The organism is Novosphingobium mississippiense (assembly GCF_044029535.1).
In the GTDB taxonomy this organism is placed as follows: Bacteria; Pseudomonadota; Alphaproteobacteria; order Sphingomonadales; family Sphingomonadaceae; genus Novosphingobium.
On the sequence record NZ_CP147001.1, the window covers coordinates 301469 to 325653 of the forward strand.

17 protein-coding genes are annotated in these 24185 nt (G+C 64.9%); 11 read left to right on the forward strand and 6 right to left on the reverse strand.

Features of this window, described 5'->3' with window-relative positions; translation table 11 throughout:
- Nucleotides 1-474: 474 nt before the first annotated feature.
- The 9 genes from WBP06_RS01390 to WBP06_RS01430 all read left to right on the forward strand — a co-directional run bounded on the left by WBP06_RS01390 (nt 475) and on the right by WBP06_RS01430 (nt 12903).
- Complete coding sequence (locus WBP06_RS01390; RefSeq protein WP_395331108.1) at nt 475-2694, forward strand: GumC family protein; 2220 nt, start codon at nt 475-477, stop codon at nt 2692-2694.
- 25 nt (nt 2695-2719) lie between these two features.
- Nucleotides 2720-4573, forward strand: a complete 1854-nt coding sequence (locus WBP06_RS01395; protein WP_395331110.1) for a type I secretion system permease/ATPase — start codon at nt 2720-2722, stop codon at nt 4571-4573.
- Nucleotides 4566-5939 carry an HlyD family type I secretion periplasmic adaptor subunit gene (locus WBP06_RS01400; protein WP_395331113.1) on the forward strand — a complete coding sequence of 458 codons (1374 nt, stop codon included), beginning with the start codon at nt 4566-4568 and terminating at the stop codon, nt 5937-5939. Before WBP06_RS01395 ends, WBP06_RS01400 begins: the two co-directional genes overlap by 8 nt.
- Before the next feature lie 96 nt (nt 5940-6035).
- Nucleotides 6036-7502: an MBOAT family O-acyltransferase gene (locus WBP06_RS01405; protein WP_395331115.1), complete on the forward strand. Its 1467-nt coding sequence runs from the start codon at nt 6036-6038 to the stop codon at nt 7500-7502.
- 20 nt (nt 7503-7522) lie between these two features.
- Nucleotides 7523-8686 (forward strand): hypothetical protein, encoded by a 1164-nt coding sequence (locus WBP06_RS01410; protein ID WP_395331117.1) that lies wholly within the window; start codon nt 7523-7525, stop codon nt 8684-8686.
- Nucleotides 8687-8850: 164 nt separating this feature from the next.
- Nucleotides 8851-9516 (forward strand): polysaccharide biosynthesis/export family protein, encoded by a 666-nt coding sequence (locus tag WBP06_RS01415; RefSeq protein WP_395331119.1) that lies wholly within the window; start codon nt 8851-8853, stop codon nt 9514-9516.
- Between the two features lie 9 nt (nt 9517-9525).
- A complete protein-coding gene (locus WBP06_RS01420) occupies nt 9526-10524 on the forward strand; it encodes a glycosyltransferase family 2 protein (protein WP_395331121.1) in 999 nt (332 codons plus the stop codon).
- Nucleotides 10521-11945: a lipopolysaccharide biosynthesis protein gene (locus WBP06_RS01425; RefSeq protein ID WP_395331123.1), complete on the forward strand. Its 1425-nt coding sequence runs from the start codon at nt 10521-10523 to the stop codon at nt 11943-11945. Before WBP06_RS01420 ends, WBP06_RS01425 begins: the two co-directional genes overlap by 4 nt.
- Nucleotides 11946-12417: 472 nt before the next feature.
- Nucleotides 12418-12903, forward strand: a complete 486-nt coding sequence (locus tag WBP06_RS01430; RefSeq protein ID WP_395331125.1) for a PilZ domain-containing protein — start codon at nt 12418-12420, stop codon at nt 12901-12903.
- Nucleotides 12904-12964: 61 nt separating this feature from the next.
- Here the strand turns inward: WBP06_RS01430 and WBP06_RS01435 are convergent, their stop codons facing one another.
- From WBP06_RS01435 to WBP06_RS01455, 5 genes are all read right to left on the reverse strand, one after another.
- Entirely contained in the window at nt 12965-13462 is a 498-nt protein-coding gene (locus WBP06_RS01435; protein ID WP_395331127.1) for a hypothetical protein, read from the reverse strand.
- 290 nt (nt 13463-13752) lie between these two features.
- A complete protein-coding gene (locus WBP06_RS01440) occupies nt 13753-14082 on the reverse strand; it encodes a hypothetical protein (protein WP_395331129.1) in 330 nt (109 codons plus the stop codon).
- A 123-nt stretch (nt 14083-14205) separates the two neighbouring features.
- A complete protein-coding gene (locus WBP06_RS01445) occupies nt 14206-15246 on the reverse strand; it encodes a glycoside hydrolase family 16 protein (protein ID WP_395331131.1) in 1041 nt (346 codons plus the stop codon).
- Complete coding sequence (locus WBP06_RS01450) at nt 15243-16559, reverse strand: glycosyltransferase family 2 protein (protein WP_395331133.1); 1317 nt, start codon at nt 16557-16559, stop codon at nt 15243-15245. The genes WBP06_RS01445 and WBP06_RS01450 overlap by 4 nt, the downstream gene beginning before the upstream one ends.
- A gap of 81 nt (nt 16560-16640) precedes the next feature.
- Nucleotides 16641-19589: a family 16 glycosylhydrolase gene (locus WBP06_RS01455; protein WP_395331135.1), complete on the reverse strand. Its 2949-nt coding sequence runs from the start codon at nt 19587-19589 to the stop codon at nt 16641-16643.
- A gap of 535 nt (nt 19590-20124) precedes the next feature.
- On the opposite strand from WBP06_RS01455, the gene WBP06_RS01460 reads away from it, so the two are divergent.
- Entirely contained in the window at nt 20125-21147 is a 1023-nt protein-coding gene (locus WBP06_RS01460) for a hypothetical protein (RefSeq protein ID WP_395331137.1), read from the forward strand.
- Nucleotides 21148-21307: 160 nt separating this feature from the next.
- Nucleotides 21308-22639 (forward strand): O-antigen ligase family protein, encoded by a 1332-nt coding sequence (locus tag WBP06_RS01465; protein WP_395331139.1) that lies wholly within the window; start codon nt 21308-21310, stop codon nt 22637-22639.
- Here WBP06_RS01465 and WBP06_RS01470 read toward each other — a convergent pair.
- Nucleotides 22629-23888, reverse strand: coding sequence for an outer membrane beta-barrel protein (locus WBP06_RS01470; RefSeq protein WP_395331141.1), 1260 nt, complete (start codon nt 23886-23888; stop codon nt 22629-22631). The genes WBP06_RS01465 and WBP06_RS01470 overlap by 11 nt on opposite strands.
- Nucleotides 23889-24185: the final 297 nt, after the last annotated feature.

The following is a 24185-nucleotide window of genomic DNA, read 5'->3' on the forward strand; positions in this document are numbered from 1 at the left end:
GGATGAGGGTGATGTTCAATCCATTTTGGTATGTCTGCGGCATAATGTCTCCATAACGGCGGCGTATGGCGCGTTTTTCTGCCCGATTTACGCAATATCGGATCATTATCGAATGGTTCCTGCGCGCGAAGATGTGTCAGTCAGGCACGGTCTCCTGATCGGGGGCGACAGACCTGGTTCGAGAACCGCAGATTTCATCCCCCTATACCCGTACGGGACGGAATGGTGTTCCGTATCGGACTATTGATGTGAAGGAATTGCCGGAGTTTTCGCGCGCCGGGCGGCGATTAGATCCAATACAGGCGTAAATCTCCGCAAAATGGGCGAAATCGGAATAATACATAACTTGATCGATTTCTCGTTACTTGTTGCAATGCAGATATTGGGGTGAGCGGCGGGTAACGGAAAAGCGCGTTATTTCGGCGCGATTGCGTGGAGCGGCTGACCGTTCGGCGGTTTGTTAAGGGGCATTTGATGGCGAGCATCGCGTCCGGTGATGGTGTGGGATTCGTTCGAACCGCCGGGGAGGCCCGGCGCACGCGCCTGCTTCCCGATCCCCGGCATGTCTGGATGGTGTTCCGGCGCCGGCAGTGGCTGTTCGCGATCGTTGCGGGGCTGGCCTTCTCGGCCGTTGCCGCTGCCGTGCTGCTGGCGCGGCCGGTCTATGTCGCCACTGCCAGCGTGCTGATCGAACCGCGCAAGGCCGATACGATCGATCTGCAATCGGTGGTGCAGGGCCTGCCCGCCGATACCAATGTGGTCGATACGCAGACGCAGATCATGGCCTCACCCGCAACTTCGCTGGCGGTGGTGCGCCAGCTTCATCTCGATCGGGAGCCGGACTTTACCGGTGATGCCGGCCTTCGCGGGGGCGCGAAGGGCGCGCCCTCTTCGGCGCAGCCTGTTTCCAGCCAGGACCCCGATCAGGCGATGAGCGCGGCCGAACGGCGTGCCTCCGCCATCCTGCAGAAGATCGTCACCGTGCGGCGTCAGGGGCTGACCTATGTGATCGACATTGCCGCGCGATCGGGAGATCCGCGTCGTGCCACCAACATCGCCAACGCCTATGCATCGCAATACATCGCCATGCAGGTGGCGCACCGGGCCGGCGTGACGGAGCAGGCATCGCAGTTCGTGTCCCGTCGTGCGGACGACTTGCGCCAGCAGGCCGTGGCCGACGATGCGGCGGTGCAGAACTACATGATCGCGCACAATCTGATGAGCGCCGAGGGCGCCACCATGGCCGAGCAGGAGGCTTCCCAGCTCAACCAGCAGATCACCCAGGCGCAGGCCACGCTGGCGCAGGAACGCGGCAAGCTGGCGGCTGCACGCGCGCAGCTCAGCCGCGGCGGGGGTTCGGACATCGGCGCCGTACTTGCGTCCGAAACGATCCGCGCGCTGCGCTCTCAGGAGGCTGTCGCCAGTGCCGAAGTGGCGTCACTGGCGTCGCACTATGGCGACAGTCATCCCGAGATGAAGCGCGCCCGCCAGAATCTGGCCGACATTCGCGGCCAGATCGCGGCCGAGCAGGAACGGATCATTTCCACGCTGCAGGCCAATGTGCAGGTGGCCGAGAGCGGGCTGGAATCGTTGCTGGCCAGCCGTTCGCATGCGCGTACCGCGCTGGCGACGAACGGCACCGCGCAAGTGGGCCTGCTGGAATTGCAACGCAAGGCGGAAGCCAGCCGCACGATCTATTCGGCTTTCCTACAGCGCGCGAAGGAAACATCGGCGGCGGCGAACCTGCCGCAGGCGGACGCCAGCATTTCGTCTCTGGCGCGCCTTCCCGACTATCCGGTCTGGCCCAACTATCGGCTGGGGCTTGCGCTGGGTGCAGTGGGGGCGATCATCGTCGGCCTGCTGGCAGTAGGGCTGGCCGAATACCTCGATGGCAGCATCGTCACGCGTGAGGATGTGGAAAGCCAGTTGGGGGCGACTTACGCCGGCGCCCTGCCAGATCTGCGGACCTCCGCCGGGCGTGAGCATCGCCAGACCGCCCCGCACCTCTACATTCTGGAGCGGCCGTTCTCCGTCTTTGCAGAGGCGGTACGCGCGGCCGGTGCCGTCGTCGTCCGTTCCAAGGATCGCGGCGGGCAGGTGATCGCGGTGACGTCCGCCCTCCCGCGTGAGGGCAAGACCACCTTTTCCATCTGCCTGGCGCGCATTCTGGCGGCGGGCGGCCGCAAGGTGGTGCTGGTGGATGGAGATTTGCGCCGCCATTCGGTGACGTCGACCTTGCTGCCCGAACTGGGCGCGGATGAGCGCCTGCTGGCGGTGCTGGAAGGCAGGCTGCCGCTGGATGACGCGCTGGTACGCGATCCGCTGGTGCCCTTGATGGTGCTGCCGACCGCTGGACCCACCGGGACGGAGGATTACCTGACCGACGATCGTGTGAAGGCGCTCTACGCCGCGCTGCGCGAACGGTTCGAAGTGGTGATCGTCGATACCGCGCCGGTCCTGGGCGTCGTCGATACGCGCAGGCTGACGACGCATGCCGATGCCACGATGATGCTCTGCCGCTGGCGCAAGACGGCGATCCGCGCCGCGCAGGCTGCCGTCGACATTCTCGACCAGGCGGGCGTGCGGACGCTGGCCGTCAGCCTGTCCCAGGTAAACATCCGCCAATACGCCAGCGCCGGTCACAACGACGTCTATGGCTATCAGCAGAAATTCGCCGGCTACTACGTGAGCTGATGCGGCGGTCGGTGGGAGAAATCATATGATCGCCTTTCCCGATACGCCTGCCGCCCGGCCGATCCGGCAGGCGATTGCGCGTTGCCGCCGGCATTTCATCAATGCCGGCCTGTTCAGCGCCTTTCTCAACGTGCTCTACCTGGCGCCGTCGATCTACATGCTGCAGGTCTACGACCGGGTCGTGCCGACGCGCGGCGTGCTGACGCTGGCGGGGCTGACAGCGATCTTCATCGTCGCGATCCTGTCGGTGGGATTGCTCGATCTGGTGCGCAGTCGGCTGTTGCTACGGGCCGGCGCGCGGCTGGATCAGCAACTGGCCGCGCCGATCATGGAGGCGCTGCTGGAAGTGTCCACGGTGCGCGGTGGGCAGGTCAACGCGGCGACCTTGCGGGAATTCGACGTGCTGCGCCAGACGATCACCGGGGTTGGCGTGCTGGCGCTGTTCGATGCGCCCTGGGCGCCGATCTACATCATCGTCTGCTTCCTGATTCATCCGGCGATCGGGCTCCTGTGCATCGGCGGCGCCGTGGTGCTTTCCCTGCTGAGCTGGCTGAGCGAACGCAGCAGCAGCGGGCCGATGAAGGAGGCGATCCGCCGCGAGCAGTTCGCCTATTCCAGCCTGGAACTTTCGCTGAGCGCATCCGGCGTGATCGGCGCGCTGGGTATGCGCGATGCGATGGTGCAGCGGCATCTGCGCGAACGGCTGGAAGCCAACGGCATGGTCAGCCGGGCCGGGTTGAAGGCCACGCGCTATACTTCGACGATCAAGGCCGCGCGCCTGCTGCTGCAATCGCTGGCATTGGGCATGGGGGCGCTGCTGGCCATCGAGCAGCAGATTTCCGGTGGCGCGATCTTCGCGTCCTCGCTGCTGATTGCGCGCGCCCTGCAACCGATCGAACTGGTGAACGGTGCCTGGAAGAACCTGCTGCAGGGCGCAGCGGCCTACACCCATATCGTCGAACTGTTCGGCCAGCGTGGGGATGACCGGGTGCCGACCGCGCTGCCCGCGCCAAGCGGGGCGATTGCCGTGGAGAACCTGGGCATCGCCGCGCCCAGCCGCGATCGGCTGCTGATCGGCGGCGTGACTTTTGCGCTGGAGCCGGGCGAACTGCTGGGTGTGATCGGGCCAAGCGGTGCCGGCAAGTCCACGCTGGCGCGCGCGTTGGTGGGCATTCTGCCGCCGGCGCAAGGCGCGGTACGGCTGGATGGATCGGACCTGCGCAATTGGCCGGCGGCGCAACTGGGGCAGGCGATCGGCTACGTTCCGCAGGAACCGGTGCTGTTTCGCGGCACGATCAAGGAGAACATCGCCCGCTTCGCCACCGAAGGCGCCATGCCCGGCACGCTGGACGAACGGGTGATCCAGGCGGCGCAAGTTTGCGGGGCGCATGACTTCATCGTCCGCCTGCCGCAGGGCTACGATACCGAACTGGGCTGGGCAGGCGGCGGCCTTTCGGTGGGCCAGGCCCAACGCATCGCGCTGGCGCGGGCGCTGTTCGGCGATCCGGTGCTGATCGTGCTGGATGAACCCAATGCCGCGCTCGATGCCGAGGGGGAAATGCGGCTGGGGCAGGCGTTGGACAGTCTCAGGAAGAAGGGCGTGACGCTGGTGGTGATCGCCCATCGCGCCGGCATTCTGCAAAGCGCGGACAAGCTGCTGGTGCTGCGGGGCGGGCGTGTCGACATGTTTGGAGAGCGTAACGAGGTGGTTGCGCAGCTGAACGCGCCGAAAGCCCCGGTTGCCACGGAGGGGACTGCCGACGCCAGCGCGCGCCCGTTCGTGGCCCCGCCGGAGCAAGCGGACGGTCAGGGGAAACAGGGCGGCCAGCAAGGCGGAGAATCGCGCTCGGTCGAAACGGAAGGGGTGGAGCATGGCTAGCCAGGTCGCGACGATCGACGGCGTCTTGGCGCCATGGAATGCGGTTCCCGCCGCGCCGCTGGAAGACAGCGAGGCCCGCGACAGCCGTTTGGGCTGGATCGTGGTGCTGCTGTTCTTCGGCGTGTTCCTGGGCTTTGCCACGGTCGTCAGGCTGGACGCGGCAGCTTATGCCGATGCGACGGTCAGCGTGGCGGGAAGTCGGCAGGCGGTGCAGCACCGCGATGGCGGCGTGGTGGCGGCGCTTCACGTGCATGAGGGGCAGCACGTGAAGGCGGGTGACGTGCTGATCGAACTGGCGGGCGCGGAAGTGGCCGCCAACGAACGCGCGGCTGCTTCGCAAGTGATCAACCTTCAGGCCGAACGCGCCCGGCTGCTGGCGCAGCGCGCCGGCGTGCAGACCCTGGTGGCGCCGCCGGAGTTTCGTGCGCTGACGGGGGAGGACAGGCTGCTGGCGGAAGAGGCGATGCGCCTTCAGGCCGGGCTGCTGGGCAGCCAGCGGCGCTCGGTCGTGGCGCAGAAGGATGTACTGGATCAGCAGGCGGCCCAATTGCGCGAGCGGATCTCGGGCATCGGCAACCAATTGGTCGAAAACCACAAGCAGAGCGAACTTTTCGACGATCAGTTGGAAGGCATGAATCTGCTGGTCGAGAAAGGGTATGCCAGCATCAACCGTGTGCGCGAGCTGGAGCGCGCGCGCGCCAACGTGGCCAGCGATCGCGCCAACCTGGCCTCATCCGGTGCTGCCGCGCGGGAACAGATCGGGGAACTGCGGATGCAGGCGCTGACGATCGACGCCAAGACGCTTCAGGACGTGTCGCAGGCGCTGCGCGAAAACGAACAGCAACTGGGCGAAGCGCTGCCCAAGTGGCAGGCCCTGCGCCGCCAGCGCGACCAGACCTTGATCCGTGCACCGGCTACCGGGCAGGTGGTGGGGCTGAAGATCTTTACCGTCGGTGGCGTGGTGCCGGCGGCACAGAGCCTGATGGAGATCGTGCCCGATGCCGCGCCGCTGGTCATAGAGGCGCGTTTCAGCCCCAACGATGCGGACGATGTCCATGTCGGGCAGACCGCCGAAATCCGCTTCACGACCATGCATGAGCGAGACATTCCGGTGTTCGAGGGCACGGTGACGCGGTTCTCGGCGGACAGCTTCACCGATGAACACACCGGGGCGCGCTACTACACGGGCGAGGTTACCGTGCCGGTGGAGGCGCTGCGCGTGCTGCGGGACATCAAGGGCAGCGCGGACGGCATCAAGCCGGGCCTGCCGGTGCAGGTGCTGGTGCCACTGAAGAAGCGCACGCTGCTGCAATACCTTGTCGAGCCGCTCAACCAGGTGCTGTGGCGCAGCGGCCGGGAGCATTGAGCGCACGCCGCCGCCTCCCGCGATCCGCCTCCCGCCCATCCATTCCGCTGCCGGGCGACCTGTGCCCGCCCACCTTCCATGGAGTGCCAAACCGCGATGTTGTTCGGATCGCTCGTCTTCATCTTCGCGTTCCTGCCGGTAGCGCTGTTTGGCTATCACGCCTTGCGCCTGTCTGGCCGGCAGGGCGGGGCCAAGGCCTGGATGGTGGCCTGCTCGCTGGTGTTCTACGGGTGGTGGGATTGGCGCTACCTGTTCCTGGTAGGCATCTCGATCGTGGCCAACTTCCAGTGGAGCCGCGTCATGGAACGGCATCCGCAGGCGCGCTGGATGCTGGGCGCGGGCGTGATGGGCAACCTGATGCTGCTGGGGTACTACAAGTACGCGAACTTCTTCGTGCAGGCGGCCGATAGCCTGACCGGGCTGGACTGGCAGGTGGGGCGGATCGTGCTGCCGCTGGCGATCAGCTTCTACACGTTCCAGCAGATCGCCTATCTGGTGGAAAGCCGGCGAGACGGAAAGGCGGCGGACAGCATCATCGATTACGCGCTGTTCGTCCTGTTCTTTCCGCACCTGATTGCAGGGCCGATCACCCATCACAAGGAGATGCTGCCGCAATTCGCGGTGGCCGGCCGTGGACCTCTGCCTGCCTCCTACGTGCGGATCGGAACCACGATCTTCGTGCTGGGGCTGGCCAAGAAAGTGCTGCTGGCGGACGGTTTCGCGCTGCTGGCGGATCCGGCGTTCAACGCCGTGCGCGATGGCGCGGTGCTGGGAACCGCCGACGCATGGCTGGGCGCACTGGGCTATACCTTGCAGCTCTATTTCGACTTTTCCGGCTATTCGGACATGGCGATCGGGCTGGGGCTGATGTTCGGCATCCTGCTGCCGGTCAACTTCGCATCGCCCTACAAATCGACGAGCGTGGTGGAGTTCTGGCGGCGCTGGCACATCTCGCTCTCACGCTTTCTGCGCAACTACCTTTACATCCCGCTCGGGGGGAACCGGCACGGAACCGTGCGGCGCTATGGCAATCTGCTGGCGACGATGGCGCTGGGCGGGCTGTGGCACGGCGCGAGCTGGACGTTCGTGCTGTGGGGCGTGCTTCACGGGCTCTACCTGATCGTCAATCACGCCTGGAACGCCATGGTGCCGGGGCGTTCGGCAAGCGCCATGACCCGCGCTCTGGCCTGGTTGCTGACCATGCTGGCGGTGGTGGTCGCCTGGGTGTTGTTCCGGGCGGAATCGTTTGCCAGTGCCGCATCGGTGCTGCTCAGCATGGGTGGGTGGCACGGACAGGGTACGGTGGCGGGCTTTCTCTTCGCGCGGCCGCTGGGGTGGACGGCGGTGATCGCCGGCTGGATCGTCGTCACCCAGCTTCCCAGCGTGCTGGAACTGGCGCGCTATCCGCAATCCACGCCGGGCCTGCCGATCGAGCATGACGGCATCGTTCCGGTGCGCCGCGAAACACGGCCCTGGGCGGCGGCCGCTGCGCTGGGCGCGATAGCGGCCCTGGCCTTCGCCCGCCTGCCCGATCCGGGCGTGTTCCTCTACTTCAACTTCTAGCGCGCGGAGCCCAGGCAAAGATGACCGGACCCGATCACACTGGCCCGAAAACGGCGCCGCTTTTCGCGATTGGCGTGGCCACGTTCCTGGCCACGCTGGCGCTGATGGTGGCCCTGCCGCATCGCGACTATATCCGCTGGCAATCGGTCCAGACGGAGGCCTATGCGCGGCTCGGCTGGTCTTACGAGCGCATTCACGACGATCCCGCGCCGCTGGACATCGCGCTGATCGGCACATCGCACACCATGAACGGGATCGACGGGCTGGCGGTGGCGCAGACGCTGGCGGCCAGTGGCGTGCGCGATGCCGGCGGGCGGTGCCTGACGGTGACGAACCTGGCGATTCCCAATTACGGGCGCAACCTGCATTACCTGATGACGCGCGAGCTGCTGTCCGCCCGCAAGCCGCGCGCCATCGTTCTGGAAGTGCTGGAGAACGAAACGCGCAAGGCGCATCCGCTCTATTCGCACGTGGCCGGTATTGCCGACCTGATCGATGCACCGCGCATCGGCAATGTGAACTATCTGTCGGACCTTGCGCGGCTGCCCTATCGTCAGCTGGTGCTGGGGGTGGAGAGCCTTGCCCCGGCCGAATTCGGCCTGAAGCCCAGTTTCGATCCCGCGAACTATGACGGGTCCACCGTGGACAATACGCGCGTGGTGAATGTCCACGGCCGGGCGCTGACCCCGTCGCTCGACACCGCGATCGCGCCGGACAGACTGGAGCGGGAGGCTATGGCCCTGCGCGCCGACAAGCGCCTCAATTACCTGCCGAAAGCGCTGGAGGATTACGAATATGCGATGCCCCGTCGCTATGTCGCCGCCATTCTGGACCTTGCCGACCGGCAGGGGGTGCCCGTCTACCTGTTGTATCTGCCCGGATACGGAAAGCCGGACCGTCCCTATGACATGAGCTATTACGGCAATCGGCCGATGCTGGCGCTGAACGATCTGTTGGCCCGCCGCGACTATTGGCACGATGTTCATCACCTCAATGCCCAAGGGGCGGCGGCGGTTTCGCACCGGTTGGGGGAACTGCTTTCCCGCCGGCTGGCCGGCACCGCCGCGCCGGGCGTCGCGGAGCGGGGGACATCCGCTTTCGATTGCAACTTCGGGATCGCTCAAAGGCCGCTCACCGTGCCGTTTGCGGGGCACCGCGCCATCGCGTCCGCCTCGGCAGATTGAGCGTGTTGGGGGGAGGGGAGAGTTTCATCCGAAATGGCGGCATGGCGGGACTGGGTAATAATCCATGCTAGCCTGCGGAATGCAAAAGTGCCGCTGCCGGGGGGCTCGGCCGACACGGCGGATCCCTGCAATCGAACGCGCCACCCTATGGTGGGAAGGAGTGAATGATGACGATCCATTGCCGACTGTCGACCGCGCGGACGCTTGTGATCGCAGCGGCCCTGGCCGTCCTGTCCGCAGGCGTGGCGCCGCATGAGGCGGCAGCGCAGCAGGCCCCGTCGCTGGCAGCGATCGCACCGCTGGCCTCCGCGCCATTGACCAGTGCGGCGCCCGGCGCCGCTGCCGTCGCGGTCGCCCAGCGGGATGACCGATACAAGCTGGGCGCTGGCGACAAGGTGCGGATCACCGTGTTCGGCGAAGCGGCGATGACGGGCGATTACGCCGTGGCACCGAATGGAGAAATCTCGTTCCCGCTGATCGGCACGGTGGATGCGCGCGGCCACACGCTGGACGAAGTGGCGCAGGATATCCGCAAGCGCCTGCTGGACGGATATCTGAACGATCCGCGCGTCGCGATAGATCTGCTGGAATATCGCACGTTTTTCATCCTGGGAGAGGTGAACCGGCCCGGCGCCTATCCGTTCACGGCAGGGCTCACGCTGGGGCAGGCCGTGGCTACCGCAGGCGGCTACACCTACCGTGCGCGCAAGTCGAAAGTGCATGTTCGCCATGACGGCACGGCGCAGGACCAGCTTGTCACCATCGAAGACATCGGCGGGCTGGCCATCGAGCCGGGCGATACCATCACCGTTCCCGAACGGTTCTTTTAGGCCATGGCCGTGGCACCGGCCTCCATCGATGTGATCATCGCCTGCCACGATGCCGCCGGCACGATCGTGCGTGCCATCGATTCCGCGCTGGCCAGTCCGCACGTGCGCTGCGTGATCGTGGCGGACGATGCGTCGAATGACGGTACGCCCGACCTTGTCGAGCGTCACTACCAGGGCAACGCGGCGGTCACGGTGTTGCGGGCCACGCGCAATGCCGGGCCGGCACAGGCCCGCAATCGTGCGATCGAACATGTGCAGGCGCCGTGGTTCGCGATCCTGGACAGCGACGATTTCTTCCTGCCTGGTCGGTTCGATGCAATGCCGGCCACCGGTGATTTCGATCTCTGGGCGGACAATATCCTGTTTACCGACCGGCCGGATCGCCTGCCTCCGCCGGCCGAGCGAAGGGCAGTGGCGGATGCGGGCGAGACGATCGATGTTGCGCGCTTTCTGCGCGGAAATCTGGCCAATTTCCGGCAGCGGCGGCACCAGCTCGGCTTTTGCAAGCCGGTGTTCGGCACGCAATTCTTTCGCGCCTGCGGGGCCAGGTATGATGAGCGTCTTCGGCTGGGGGAGGACTTCGTGCTGGTATTGGGCCTGCTGATCGCGGGCGCCCGATTCCGGTTCACCCGGCACTGCGGCTATGTGGCGATAGAACGTTCGGATTCGCTCAGTGCCGCGCACACCCTTGCCGATCTTGAGCACTTGCTGACGGCGGAAGAGCGCCTGTTTCGGGACTATCCGCAGGGCGGCGGGGCGCAAAAGGCATTCGCGCGACGGCTGCGCGAAACCCGCTGCAAGGTCAACCACCTGACCACGCTGGCGCGCCGACAGGAACGCGGCGTGCTTTCCGGCATGACGGGGGCGCTTTCGCTTCCCGGCCGGCAGCGATGGGATCTCGCCGGGGCGATTGCGGCGGACAAGGCCAGGGCCGCGCTTACGCGTCTATCGCCGCCGCGGGTAAGTTTTGCCTACTATCTGCAGCCGCCCCACGGTTTCGGCGCATGAGCGAACGGCGGTTGCTGGGCGGTGCGGCGGCGATGTCGATCGCGGGTATCGTCCGGGTCGGCCTGCAGACGCTGAGTCTGCCGATCCTCGCCCGCATACTGGGGCCGCATGAATATGGGCTGGTGGCGCTGGCCATGCCGATCGTCATCCTTTCGATGATCCTCTGCGACGGCGGGCTGCCCGCGCCGCTGATGCGCCGCGTCGAAGATGACGAACGCGTCTGGGCCACCGCGCATTGGACGATCTGCGCCAGCGGGGCCGTGCTGGCGCTGTTGGTGGCGATTGCGGCGTGGCCATTGGCATGGCTTTGCGATCAGCCGGATCTGGCCCCGGTGGTGATGGCGCTGGCCTTCACGCTGGTGTTGCAGGGCTTCGGTGCGGTGCCCGCAGCGCGCCTGCAAAAGGCGCAGGATTTCCGCAGCCTCAGCCTGGTGGAAATCGGCGCGACGCTGGGCGGCGTGGCGGCGACGTTCGCCTTTGCACTGCACGGTGCCGGAGCATGGTCGCTGGTGGCGCAACAACTGGCGTACTGGCTGCTGCGGATCGCCAGCGTGACGATCCTGTCGCGCTGGCGCCCGCTGCGCCAATACGATTTCCACCTGATTGCACCGGATTTGGCATTCGGCTGGTCGGTACTGAAAGTGAGCCTTGTCAATTTCGCCACGCGGTCGCTCGACGTGGTGCTGCTCGGCATGGTTCGGGACAGTGCGCAGGTCGGCCTTTATGCCATGGCGCTGCAGGTTGCGCGCCTGCCTGCCAATGTCATTCTGGGGCCGTTCCAGGGCGTGTTCCTGTCGCATCTGGTGCGGATCAAGGACAGTCCGGAGCAAGTTGCCGCGATGCTGGTCAAGGTGTCTGCCGTGATGGCGGCGCTGGTGGTGCCCTCTACTGCTTGCGCGGCGCTGATCGCGCCCGATATCTTCGCCGTCATGCTTTCGGAAAAGTGGCGCGCGGCCGGGATCATCTATGCCGCGCTGGTGCCGGGGGCGGCAATCCAGGCGGTGGTCTTTCTGGTCATGCCATGTCTGGTGGCGCTGGGGCGCCCCGATCGGCAATTGCGGCAGACCGTGCGGCTGACGGGGCTTTGGCTGGCCTTTGCGACATTGGGCGCGATGGGCGGCGCGATAGGTATCGCGACGGGCATCGGCTGCGCCTATCTGATCGGTGGCCCGTGGATGATCCTTTCGGTGCGGGACGTGGTTCCCGTGCCCTTGCGCGCCTATCTGGGCGTGATCGCGCAGAGCCTGCTGGCGGCGACTGTTGCCATGGCTGCCTTGGCGGCATTCCGGCAGATCAGTGGCGTGACCGGGATTGCGCTGGTTGCTGCCGGCGCGGTCTGCGCGGGTACCGGCGTGGTTCTGGCGCTTGCCCTGAACAGGTCGATCCTGGGCGTGCGGCGGAGCTTGCCGATCGCCGCGTAAGGCGTGCGGCCCGTCATCAAAGGTGGAACTGGCGCGGTGGCAGACCTGGCTCCGGCAGACCCCGGCCGACCGTATCGGACTCCAGGCTACGGGTTGATGCTTCCAAATCGGATGTGATTTCTATAGTGCGGTCGAAAACGACTCGGCCGATTCTCGATCAGGAATGGATGCTTTTGGTTTCTTGGTTCCGATTACTTGCATCGGTGCGTCGTTGGGCGGTGCGCGTCGTGGGCCATGTGAAGCCGTATCAAGCTATTGAAAATACCGCATAAATACATGTTCGCGCGCATGTGGGCCGCTTTTTCGGTGCTCGTTCGTCTCTCGAAAGGTGCCATTGAAGAGGCTTGGAAAAAGTCATTATCGGTCGATTTTGCCCCTGTTTTGCCAATTTTTGCTGTGGAGCTGAACGGAGCGAAGTATAACGACTTATATACTACGGCGGGGCTAATCGTCGCCAGACGGGAGAACTGCGATGCTGAATGCGACGATCAAGATCTATCATGCTGCCGATCGGGACGACCGGCGCGATCGGGATGATCCGCGGTTTTCCGTCGATCAGGACAGCACCCTGCGCAAGCCCGATGGGGAGCCAGTGGCGATCAAGGTGGAGAATTTCTCATCACGGGGATTCCGCTTCAATTCGCGAAGCTGCGATCTTGATGTCGGCACCGTGGTCTGCGTGGGGCTGGACGGCGCCGGATCGCAAAGGGCGGCAGTGGTGTGGCGATCGGGCTCCATCTACGGCTGCGAATTCCTGACCCCCGTTCCGCGCGATCGCATGGCCAAGGCGTTTACCCATGCCCGGGTCGCCCGTGGCCGGTTCGCCAGGCATGGCGGCCACGCGCAAGAGCCGCAGGTTGCCAAATGGCCGGGATCGGTTCGCCTTGCCTTGCTGCTGTCCGGGGCCATCGGTTCCTGGGCGCTGCTCTACGCCGCGGCCAGGTTCCTGCTTTCCTGATTGGGGGCATGATGGAAATGGAACGGGAGAGCCGCACCGTGCAGGCCCTCCCGAAACGCATTCAGACGGGAACCGACGAATAGAAGTGGAAATCGTCGGTGGTCAGCAGCTTGCCGTTCGTGGAGGTGACCATGATCGTCTCCGAATGGCCCGATGCGGCATCGTACAGCGTGTACTTGTAGATCGTGCCCCGGCCGTCGGGCAGAACCTGCCCGCGTCCATCGGTGGTGAAGGTCGATCCCTCTCCGAAGCCATAGAATATCATGTCATCGCCGCTGGCCACACCGGCGCCTTCGAAATCGTAGACCATGTCGACAGTGGCGTTGTCATCGCTGAGGTCGGACGCATGCCAGAGGAAGGTGTCGTTGCCGGCGCCGCCCCACAGGAAGTCGTTGCCCTTGCCGCCGGTCAGCACGTCGTGGCCCGAACTGCCGTTCAGATGGTCCCGGCCCGCGCCGCCATCAAGCTGCGTGCCGCCTTTCAGTGCCACAAGAACGTCGTCACCGGTGGTGCCGACGACATAGAATGTGCTGCCGTCGCCATAGATATTGTCTGCCATTTTGAATAGCTCCATCTGAATTGAATCGTTCAGACCCCCTGTTAGGTCGCTAACGATCGTGGTTTGATGATGTGGTTACAATTGAATTTACTAATGATGTTTACTTTGATTTGGGTAACCCGCGCGCATCGTACCTTTGCGTAGTTACGGCGGTTGCAGTGATGAAAGCGGAATTTTCAAGGGTCTTGAAATTCTGCTTTCAATGTCGCTTTTTATTATGGGGAGACCCGATCATCGTATCGTAGGCGTCGCCGCAGGGGGCGGCGCAATGCGGCGCAGGGACGGAAACGTCACGCCGTGGAAGTTTGAAACTCCAGGAAATCATGGGTGTTGGACGAGATCATCCAACTGATGCGATCGTACCGCTTGCGCAGATCCTCGAAGCTTTGCAGCGGCACCCAGTAGCGCGGATCGCCCAGGCGGCCTTCGACGCAGTCGCACTGTTCCAGCCGTTCGGACAGGCCGTCGATCAGGGCTGCCAGCTTGCGGAACTGCTGGGCGGGCATGGATACCGGCGTTTCGTCCGCTGCCTGGGCGACGGCGTTCACCATGCGACGCGCCTCCAGGCGGGCAAGCGTCGCAAAATCGTCGGATCGCGGATCCTGGTTCAGATTGCCCATCGCGCCAGCCTTGCAGGGAAGGCGCGCCGCGTCACGGTAAGCCGTCGCGGTTAACGCCTTGGTCGAGACTTGCGAATAGGCTGCGCGGGGCGTTGTACAAAGTATAACCCGATCCGAATCCGATCAGCTCTGCTCCGATTGTCGGTGTTTGCAAGAATTGATCGGGTTGTCTTCCGAAATTAGCGGATAAACCCGTATGTAATCGACGGTAATAGTGCCGTTGACGGGATGGTCGGGGGCCGGATCATGCGCCCAGGGGCCGCCCACGGCCAGGTTGACCAGCAGATACATCGGTGTGTGCATGTCTGCCGGCGTCGGCATGCGGGAGATTTCGCGGTCGTCCAGATAGAAGGCGATCTGTTCCGGCGTCCATAACAGGCCGTACGTGTGGAAGGCGCTGGCTGCTGTGGGCAGGGTGGCGACGGCGTGCGTATGGACGGGGCGCTTTTGCCCCGATGTGGTTGCGTTGGACACGGTGCTCATGGTGATCGTCGCGGGATCGCGCCCCAGTTGTTCGAACACGTCTATTTCCGGCGGCCACGATCCATCCGCCGGCAGCAGCCAGAAGGCGGGCCACAGCGATGCGCGATCCGTCAACCGCGCGCGGATTTCGAAATAACCGTAGCGCTGCGCGAAACTGTGCCGCGTGGTCAGGAGGCCCGAGGCATAGCGATAGCCCCACATCTTGCCCGCCTGCGCGTCGGTGACGGGCGCGGCGGTGATCGTCAGCATTCCCTTGGCAATGTTGAAGGGGTTCAGGCCCAGCGGCGATGACGCCGTTCCGCGAAAATCGCGATCGACGTAGAGTTGCTTTTCGCCATTGCTGGCCAGCGTGTAGGCGGCAATGCCCGCATAGTCGAAACGGGTGCGCCATGGCCCGCCCTGGCCCTGCAGCCGCAACTGGTCGAACTCTTCCGCGAATGACGGATGGCGTCGGTCTATCGGCAGAGGTGTGGGGAGCGGCGGGTTTACGGGTTGGTCGGCGGCGGGGGCACGCGTCAGGTCCGGCGCCAGAACCAGCAGCAATGCCAGCATCGACAGGCCGAGCATGAGCCCGCTTGTCAGTTGGAGCAATCGGGGATGATGGCCTGCCGCCACCGCTGCCGCCGCCGCCGTCCGACTCCACCATGTACGCTCGCGCGGGGGCATCGGTCTTGCGGTCATGCCGGACCGGGCATCGCGTGGGAAAATGCGCCGTCCGGCGGGGCCGCGCTCGACATCGGCGGCGCTTCACGCCCCGCAGTTTCGAGCGGGGCCGCCATCGCGCCATCCGCGTGGACGATGGCATATCCGCCATCGTCGGCGGAGGCGGGCGGGGCGATGAAGGAGGCTTTCAGTGCCGGCAGGCCGTTGACCAGCATTGCCCGTGCCGCATCGTCAACGGGGGGTGGGCGCGTGACGATCTTCGTGCCGGCCGCCGCAAGCTGGGCGATCTGCGCGTGAAGCGCCGTGCCGCGCTCGACCGTGCCGATAACCAGCGCGACCGGGGCCGATGCGGGGCGCGGTTGCGGCCGCGATGCCAGCCTTCGGCCCACGCCCTCCCACGCCGATGCCGCCAGCAGAGACCATGCGCGCCAGTCGCGGCCAAGCGCGCGCAGGGCCGCGCCGGGATTCCGAGCCTTGAGGTGGCCGATCGCGCGGGTGTGGCGCAGCGATGTCCCGATGCCGGCCTTCCTTTGCGCAACCGCGGAACGCAGATCGGCGGTGCTGCCGCTGCCGAGCACGGCATCGGCGGCAGCCAGCATGGCCGAAAGGTCGGTCTCGCTCTGGCGGTGAGAGGTGGAGGCGCCGTGCCGGCGATAGAAATAGGTCGGCCGGGGCAGGTAGGCGAAGCGGGCGCCGCGCGCCATCATGCGGGCGACAAGATCGTAGTCCTCGGCAATGCGCAGGTGGGGATCGTAGGCCAGATCGTGGCGGCGCAGGAACGCCAGATCCAGCAGCGGCTTCAGATAGCCGGCGCAGACCGGATCGCCGAAGGCGCTGTTCGCGCGTACATATTCGGCCAGCCCGACCTCCCGGGCGACACGCCAAGGTGGCGTCTTGGCGAACAGGGCGGTTTGGGCCACGCCTTGCGTGATGGCGAAGCTGACCATGTTGGCGGCAACGATTTCCGCCCTGCTGACGCGCGCTTCTGCAACAAGCCGTTCGATGTGGCGAAAATGGAGCAAGTCGTCGCTGTCGAGAATGGCTGCCCATCGCCCGCGCGCGGCGGCGAGGCTGGCGTTGCGGACGGCGGCCAGCCCGATGCGGGGGCCGTCGATCACCCTGACGCGCGGATCTTGCGCCGCATGGGCAAGCGCGATGGTGCGTGTCTCGTCGGTCGATCCGTCGTCGACGACGATGATCTCGATATCCGCGAAACTCTGCGCCCGGGCCGAGCGGAGCGCGGCGCCGATGAACGGCGCAGTGTTGCGCGCCACCATCAGCAGGGAGACTTGGACTGCCGATGCGGAACCGGCGGATGGGGATGGCGACATGCAATACCGGACCAGATGCTGACAAAAGGAAACGGGGCCCCCGAACGGGAGCCCCGAACCCTTGCTCCGGCTATTCTTGGATCAGCCGTAGAAGCCGAAGTCATCCGAAGAAAGCGCCGATCCGGACATGGAAGTCACGTGTAGCGTTTCGTAGTGCTGCGTGGCGGTGTCGTAGAGCTTGTAGACGAAGACGTTGTGGCCGGCGCCGTCGAGATAAGTGCCGTTCTTGTAGGTGCTGGTATCCAGCGACAGCGTGGAACCGGCGCCGAACCCTTCAAGGCGCAGCTTGTCACCACCGGACACGCCGGCGCCTTCGAAGTCGTAGATGCGGTCCACGGTCTTGTTGTCCGTGCCGATATCGCCGGCGGCGAAGACGAAGGTATCGTTGCCGGCTTCGCCGCGCAGGAAATCGTTGCCTTTGCCGCCGTTGATCGTGTCGTCACCCGCGCCGGCATTGATGCTGTCGTTGCCGTCCATGCCCATCAGCACGTTGTTGGCGCTGTTGCCGGTGATGGTGTTGGCCAGTTCGTTGCCGGTGCCGTTGATGGCGGTGGTGCCGGCCAGCGACAGGTTCTCGACATTGGCGGTCAGCGTGTAGGAGATGCTGGCGCAGACCGTATCGGTGCCTTCGTTGAGCTGTTCGACCACCAGATCGCCGGCGCTGTCGACGCGGTAGTAGTCGTTGCCCAGGCCGCCCACCATCTTGAACTCACCGCCCACGCCGGTGAGCGAGTCGGCGCCGTCGGTGCCGGTCTTCACCGAAGTGAAGGGGACCACGCGGTCGGCGAAGGTGTAGTCATCGGCGCCGAGCGGCGCGCCCGACAGCGAGGTGACGTGCACCGTTTCGAAGTGCTGCGTGGCGGCGTCGTAGAGCTTGTAGACGAAGACGTTGTGGCCGGCGCCGTCGAGATAGGTGCCGTTCTTGTAGGTGCTGGTGTCCAGCGTCAGCGTGGAACCGGCGCCGAAGCCTTCGAAGCGCAGCTTGTCGCCACCGGCCACGCCGGCGCCTTCGAAGTCGTAGATGCGGTCGATCGTCTTGTTGTCGGCGCCAAGGTCGTTGGCGTCGAACAGGAAGGTGTCGTTGCCGGCTTCGCCGCGCAGGAAGTCGTTGCCCTTGCCGCCGATGATCGTGTCGTCACCCGCGCCGGCATTGATGCTGTCATTGCCGTCCATGCCCGAGAGCACGTTGTTGGCGCTGTTGCCGGTGATGGTGTTGGCCAGTTCGTTGCCGATGCCGTCGATGGCGGCAGTGCCGGCCAGCGACAGGTTCTCGACATTGGCGGTCAGCGTGTAGGAGATGCTGGCGCAGACCGTGTCGGTGCCTTCGTTGAGCTGTTCGACGACCACGTCGCCGGCGCTGTCGACGCGGTAGTAGTCGTTGCCCAGGCCGCCGACCATCTTGAATTCGCCGCCCACACCGGAGAGCGAGTCCGCGCCGGCAGTGCCCAGCTTCAGCGTGGCGGTGGGAGTGGGTGCGGTAGTTCCAGTCGTAGTTCCAGTCGTCGTGCCAACGGTGGTTTCCGTCGTGGGAGCGGTCGTGGTGGGGCCAGTGGTAATGGGGGCAGTGGTGGTCGGGGCAGTAGTGGTCGGAGCCGTCGACGTGGAACCGCCGGCGGTGATCACGGCCGCGGCCTGATCCAGCGAATAGGCATGGACATAATCGATCGAATAGGTGCCGGACACGCCGTCTGCCGGGGCGCCCGCCCAGCTGCCGCCCACCGCAAGGTTCAGCAGCATGTACATCGGCTTGTTCATGTCGGTCGGGGTCGGCACCTGGCCCACTTCCACGCCGTCGATGTAGAAGGTCAGGTAATCCTTGTCCCACAACACGCCGTACTTGTGGAATTCGGTGGTGGCGGTGGGCACTTCGATGATGTCGTGCGTGTAGGTCGCCTTCCCGCTCGCCTTGGAGATCGAGGTCATCCACAGCGCGGTCGGATCGCGGCCAAGCTGTTCGAACACGTCCAGCTCGGGCGGCCACGAACCGTCGGCGGGCAGCATCCAGAATGCGGGCCACAGGCCCTGGCCCGCCGGCAGCTTGGCGTTTACTTCAAAATAACCATAAAGCTGCGAGAAAGTACCCTTCGTGGTCAGCAACCCCGAAGCATAGTCGTAACCCCACATCGCGTTCGACTGGTCGTCGGTCACCGGCTTGGCGGTAATGTCCAGCACGCCGTCGTGGATGTTGAAGGGGTTGAGGCCCAGCGAGGTGCTGCCGGAACCTTTGAAATCGGCGTCGACGTAAAGCTGCCGCTCTCCGTTGGAGGTCAGCGTGTACTTGGCGATGCCCGCATAGCCGTAGTTGGTGTTCCACAGGCCGCCGGCCGACTTCAGCGAGAGGCTGTTGAATTCGTCGTCGAACGTCATCTTCATCTTGCTGGTGTCGATCTGCAGCTGGAAATCGTCTGCCGTGAAGTCGCCGACCGAATGGTTGCGGAACAGCAGCCCTTCGCCGCTGGCCAGCGTCAGCTTCACATCGCTGCCGACTTGCGTAAGCAGCGGGCGGACCTGATCGAACGAGGTAAGGCCGAAACCGTCGAGGCGGACCGAGTCCACGCCGTTCTGGAAATCGACGATGACATCGGTGCCGCCGCCCTTGGACATGACGAAGGTATCGTTGTCGGCGCCGCCGACCAGCACGTCGTTGCCGCCCATGCCGTTCAGCGTCTGATGGCCGGCCTGGCCGATCAGCACGTTGTCCAGCGCATTGCCGAAGCCGGTGGTGTTGGTCAGCGACAGCGAGAGGATCTCGACATTGTCGGGCAGGACGTAGCTGACGGTGGAGCGGACCATGTCGATGCCGCCGCCGGCCAGCTCGGTGACCACGCTGTTCTTGTTGTAGACCTGATAGGTGTCATCGCCCAGTCCGCCGGCCATCGTGTCGGCGCCATCGTTGCCGAAGAACCAGTCGTTCTTGGCGGTGCCGGTCAGCACGTCGGCGCCGGCGGTTCCGTAGATCGAAGAATTGCTTGCGGCCTGATTCCCGATGGTCACTTCGAAAGCGTTCAAATAGGAAGTCTGAATACCCATGGCATTTATTCCTGATCAAAGAGCCGGGGGGGCTCGGTGTGATCGAGGAAATAGCCGAGCGGATTAAGCGAACTCGCAACGCCTTTGGTTTCCAGCGTGGTAATAATTTTAACCGATTGGAAATGATAATAGTCTATTTCGTTACATATAGGTATATGCCGAAAGCTGTATTCGTAAGTTGCGATTTTTGCGGCGTTATTTTACAGTCGATCGCCCCGTGAATTCGGAGCGTGCCCGCTCGGTAGCGTAATTTTATTGCGCACAGGGGAGGGGGAGGGCCGATTTCTTGCAAAGGATTGCTGCTTTTGCCGGATGGGCTCGGCGCCCGGCCGCGCGGCTCTGCAAAAAATTTTTGCGCTTCCTGGTCCGATCGACACGCAATGGCGTGGCGGCACCCGAAATCCCGGCAGTTTACACCATTTCGGAGGCTGTATCCGGGCCCGAATCGGGGCCGATCCATTGTCGCATCCCATTTTTTTCATAGGCTTGGACGATCGCCGACCGTGATTCGCAGGTCGTGTTTGAGAGGTTCAGAATGGGGCTTCATTCCCGTCAGGCCGAACGCGTCGATCTGGCCCTGCGCCCCGGCGTGGATGCCTATGCCTTTGTTTGCATGGACGACTTTTCGATTTCACCGGCGGCCGAACCGCCGTTGGACGATTCGCAAATCGCCTGCCTGCGCGATGCGATGGTGCCCTATGCGGTGGATTGGCGGCGGCGGCAGATGCTTTTCACGCTGCACGCGTCGCGCGATTTCGCGGCTGGCCATGCCTTTCTCTATCAGGCGCAGCGCGAACAGGCGCAGCAGGGGGTGCTTGTTTCCTTCGATGCGTTGGACGCCTTGTTTCCGGCATCGCTGCCGCCCACGGGCGTGACCTTTCTCTTTTCGGTGGGGCGGTGCGGATCCACGCTGGCGGCAGACCTTCTGGGCGCGGTGGGCATTCCAAGCGCGTCCGAACCCGGCGTCTATGAGCAACTGGTGGCCGGGCATCGCCGGTCATGGCTGAACCGGCGCGACAGGGCGCGGGTGATCCGCGCGACCACGCGGGCCCTCAGCGCTTTCGTCGGCGAACCGCTGGTGGTGAAGCTGCGCGCGCAATGCACCATCGTCGCGCGCGAAATCGCCGTGGCCACCCAGGGGCGTTGCGCGATGATCCTGCGGGCGCTGGAACCCTGGGCCATGTCCACCTATCGCGCCTTCGGGCAATGGCCGGACAATCGACCGGACGAACTGGCGTGGCGCTATGCCAACGCGGTCAGGGTGTTCGACGTGCTCACCCGCGCCGGCCGTCGCCCGCAACTGGTATGGTATGAAGACATGCTGCGCGATCCCGCCACGCTGCTGCAGGCGGTGGGTGCGCAAGCGCCGGTTTCCGCACCGCAGCAGCAGGCGCTGGCCGCCACCTACCAGCGGGATTCGCAGGAAGGGCTCAGCATCGGCCGCGCGGGATCGAGCGCCCGGATGCACGCGGACGTCCTGCAGGAATTCAAGCATCGATGGGCGCGACAGGCGCCGCATCGGCTGTTGCATCGCTATGGCATTGCCGATCGCCTGTGATGGCGGGGGTGAACGCCGGTACCCCGCGTGACCGGGTGACAGATTCGCGCCGCGATTGGCTCCGATACGGTCGCTTCCGATCCCATGGGGCTTCTGCGATGCTGTACGATTCCGGCAAGGCGGCGCGGTCTTGCGGCGCGTTCCCTTCATCCGGATGACCATGCAAGCACCAGATCAGTCGGGCTTCGATTGCCCCGATCCCGATTCCCAGTCCGATCCCGAAACCAAAGCCGGCCTTGAAGAAAGCGCCGTCGCCAAGGCGCTGTCTTCCATTCTGGCGGCCGCGATCCTCTTTGCCCATCTGGGCAGTGCGCTGGGGCCGGTGGTTCCGGTCGTTTCGCTTGGTGCGCCGCTGGCGATCTTCCTGTTGCTGAGGAACCGCGTGGACGCCCGGTTGCAGCCGGTCGGCTGGTTGCTGGCCCTGCCGACCTTCGCGCTGGCATCGACGATATGGTCGCGCATGCCGATGATGACGTTCCATTATGCCGGGCAACTGGCGATCACGGTGCTGGGCGCGCTGGCGATCTGGCTGACGGCGGACGTGCGCGGCTTCGTTCGGCAACTGTTCGCGGCATCGCTGGCGATCTGCCTGGTCTCGCTTGCCTCGGGTCATACCGGCCCTTCGACAACCGGGCCGGTGCTTGTGGGCATTACCGGCAGCAAGAATGCCATGGCGGCGGTTGGCCAATGCGTGGTGTTCTGCGGCCTGGCGCTGGCGCTGGACCGGGGGCAGCCACCGTTGTGGCGCGTGGCCGGGGCACTGGCCACGCCGCTGGGCGGATGGATCGTCGCGGTTACCCAGGCGGCCACGATCAAGCTTCTGACGTTGCTGGCACCGGTGATCTGCGTCGCGGTCATGGCGCTGCATGCGTGCCCGGCGAAGATCCGCCCGTTCCTGACGGCGGGCCTCCTGCTTGCCACCGTGGCCGGTGGCTCCGTCGCGGGGAAAGTGGCGGAGCGGGCGGAAGACGCCACGCTCAAGACCTTCAACAAGGACAAGGGGCTTACCGGCCGCACCTATCTTTGGGACGTGGCATGGCAGAAAATCGTGGAGCGGCCCGTGCAGGGATACGGCTACAAGGCCTTCTGGATGAGCGGGTCCGCCGATTCCATCGGCCTGCTGCGATCGCAGCGCATCGCCGATCCGCGCACCTTCAGCCTGCATCAGACGTATCTGGAGGTCTGGCTGGACCTGGGGCTGGGCGGACTGGCGATCGCCGCGACCATGTTGGCCAGCGGCCTGATCGCCGCGCTCTATCGCGCGGTGCGGTTTTGCGCCGCGCCGGATATCTTTCTGGCGGTATCGTTGGTCAGTCTGGTCGTTCGTTCCTTTGGCGATACGCTGTTCCAGCCCTTCTATGCCTACGGCACGATCGCGGTGGTCCTGATTGCCTTCGCCTTGTTCGGCGCCGGTACGTCGGAGCGTTCGGTTGCCGTCGCCGATCCGCGTCGGCGCCGCCAAGATCGGGCGGCGATGTCGTTCAGAACGTGACCAGCGTGGCGATGGTCACGCGATTTTCGCGATAGGTATGGTCCACGCTGGCAGAAGTGCGGTCGGCAAACCGATAGCCCAGGCTGACCGAAAGGCGGCGGTTCAGCAGCAGCCGTGCACCGGCACTTGCGCGGATTTCGTGGCTGGAGGGGGCGGGCCCCAGCGGCGCGATGGTCACGTGCCGGGCGCTGGCCGAAAGGATCAGGTTGCGGCGGTATTCATGGTCTGCGGCCAGCCCGAATTCGGTCACGCGATTGCCCGCGATCGTGGCGGAGGCAGCCTCGTCGATCCGCTTGTCCGCGCTGAAGCGCAGCGATGTCAGACCGGTGACGTTCCACAAGAGGTCCGCGCCGAACGACGGACCTGCCGTGTCGCGCAATTGGCCCGCACTGTAGTTGCGCCGAAGATAACCGACACGCGCCTCCCCCGTCAGCAGACTGGTCAGTTCGAAGCGCAGCCCGGCTTCGATGCGAAGGCCGCGTGAATCGCGGTTGAGGTGCGATGGCTGGCGCGGATCGTCGGCGGGCAGCGTATAGTCGATATGATCGACAGCGGCGCGCACGATGGCGCGGATGCCGGGCCGGAATTCATAGCCGATCAGCAGATCTGCGGCATAGGCGTTGTTGTCGCGATAGCGCTGCGAAAGGCTTTGCCCACCGGCGTAGGCGACGGACGAGAAGCGCAGCGCCGTGATCGAACCACCCGCGCCCAGCGTAAGCCGGCCAAGGGTGCGCTGGGCCTTCAATGTGCCGCCTTCGCGCGAAAAGCGGGAGGGTTCCGATGCGCCGGTGGGGCTGTTGAAGCTGCTGCGCGGCTCCACCTCCCGGTCCGCCGTGCCGGAGGCGGCGATCCAGCTGTCGGTAGCGATGTCGTACCGGCCCTCCAGCCGCGCGCCATAGCGCGAGACGTTCTCCGACGTCTGCCGCGCATGAAAGGACCGGTCGTAATGCGCCGAAAGGTCCAGCGCGTGCCGGGTGAAACCGGATTGCAGAGAGGCTTTCGTCGTCAGCAACGCGTCGAGATCGGATCGGCGGTTTTCGGCAGTGGCCAGCACGTTGTCGGTGGCTTCGGCGCCAAGGCCGAATTCGGGATAGACGAAGAACGAGCCGATCCGCCCGCCGATCGGGGCATATTCGGGGCGCGGGCGATCGGCTACGCTGGCTCCCTGCGTCGGCATGGCCGACTGGGCAAATGCCGGCGCGGCCGGAACCATAAGCGCGAATATGCCGAACCAGCCCCTTTGTCGCATAAGTCCCGGACCCCCATTCCTGCCGCGCATGCGCTCTATGACCAGCCATGCGCAGGCCCCCGGGGATCATGCATAGGGGCAGGGGCGGCGGGCAGTTACCGGTGAAGGATCGGAAACGCACCTTTTCGTATCTCTGCAAGCACGCCCCGTTCGGTCGGTGCCGCGCGGCGCGTTCCCGAGGTGCCCTTGGCGTGCCGTTGGGTGCGGGAAAGCATGGCGATGCGGGGCGGAGGAGATGCATCCGGAACGGAGGAGGAATGCGCTGATTTGAACGAGTTATACGGTTACCGCGCCGGG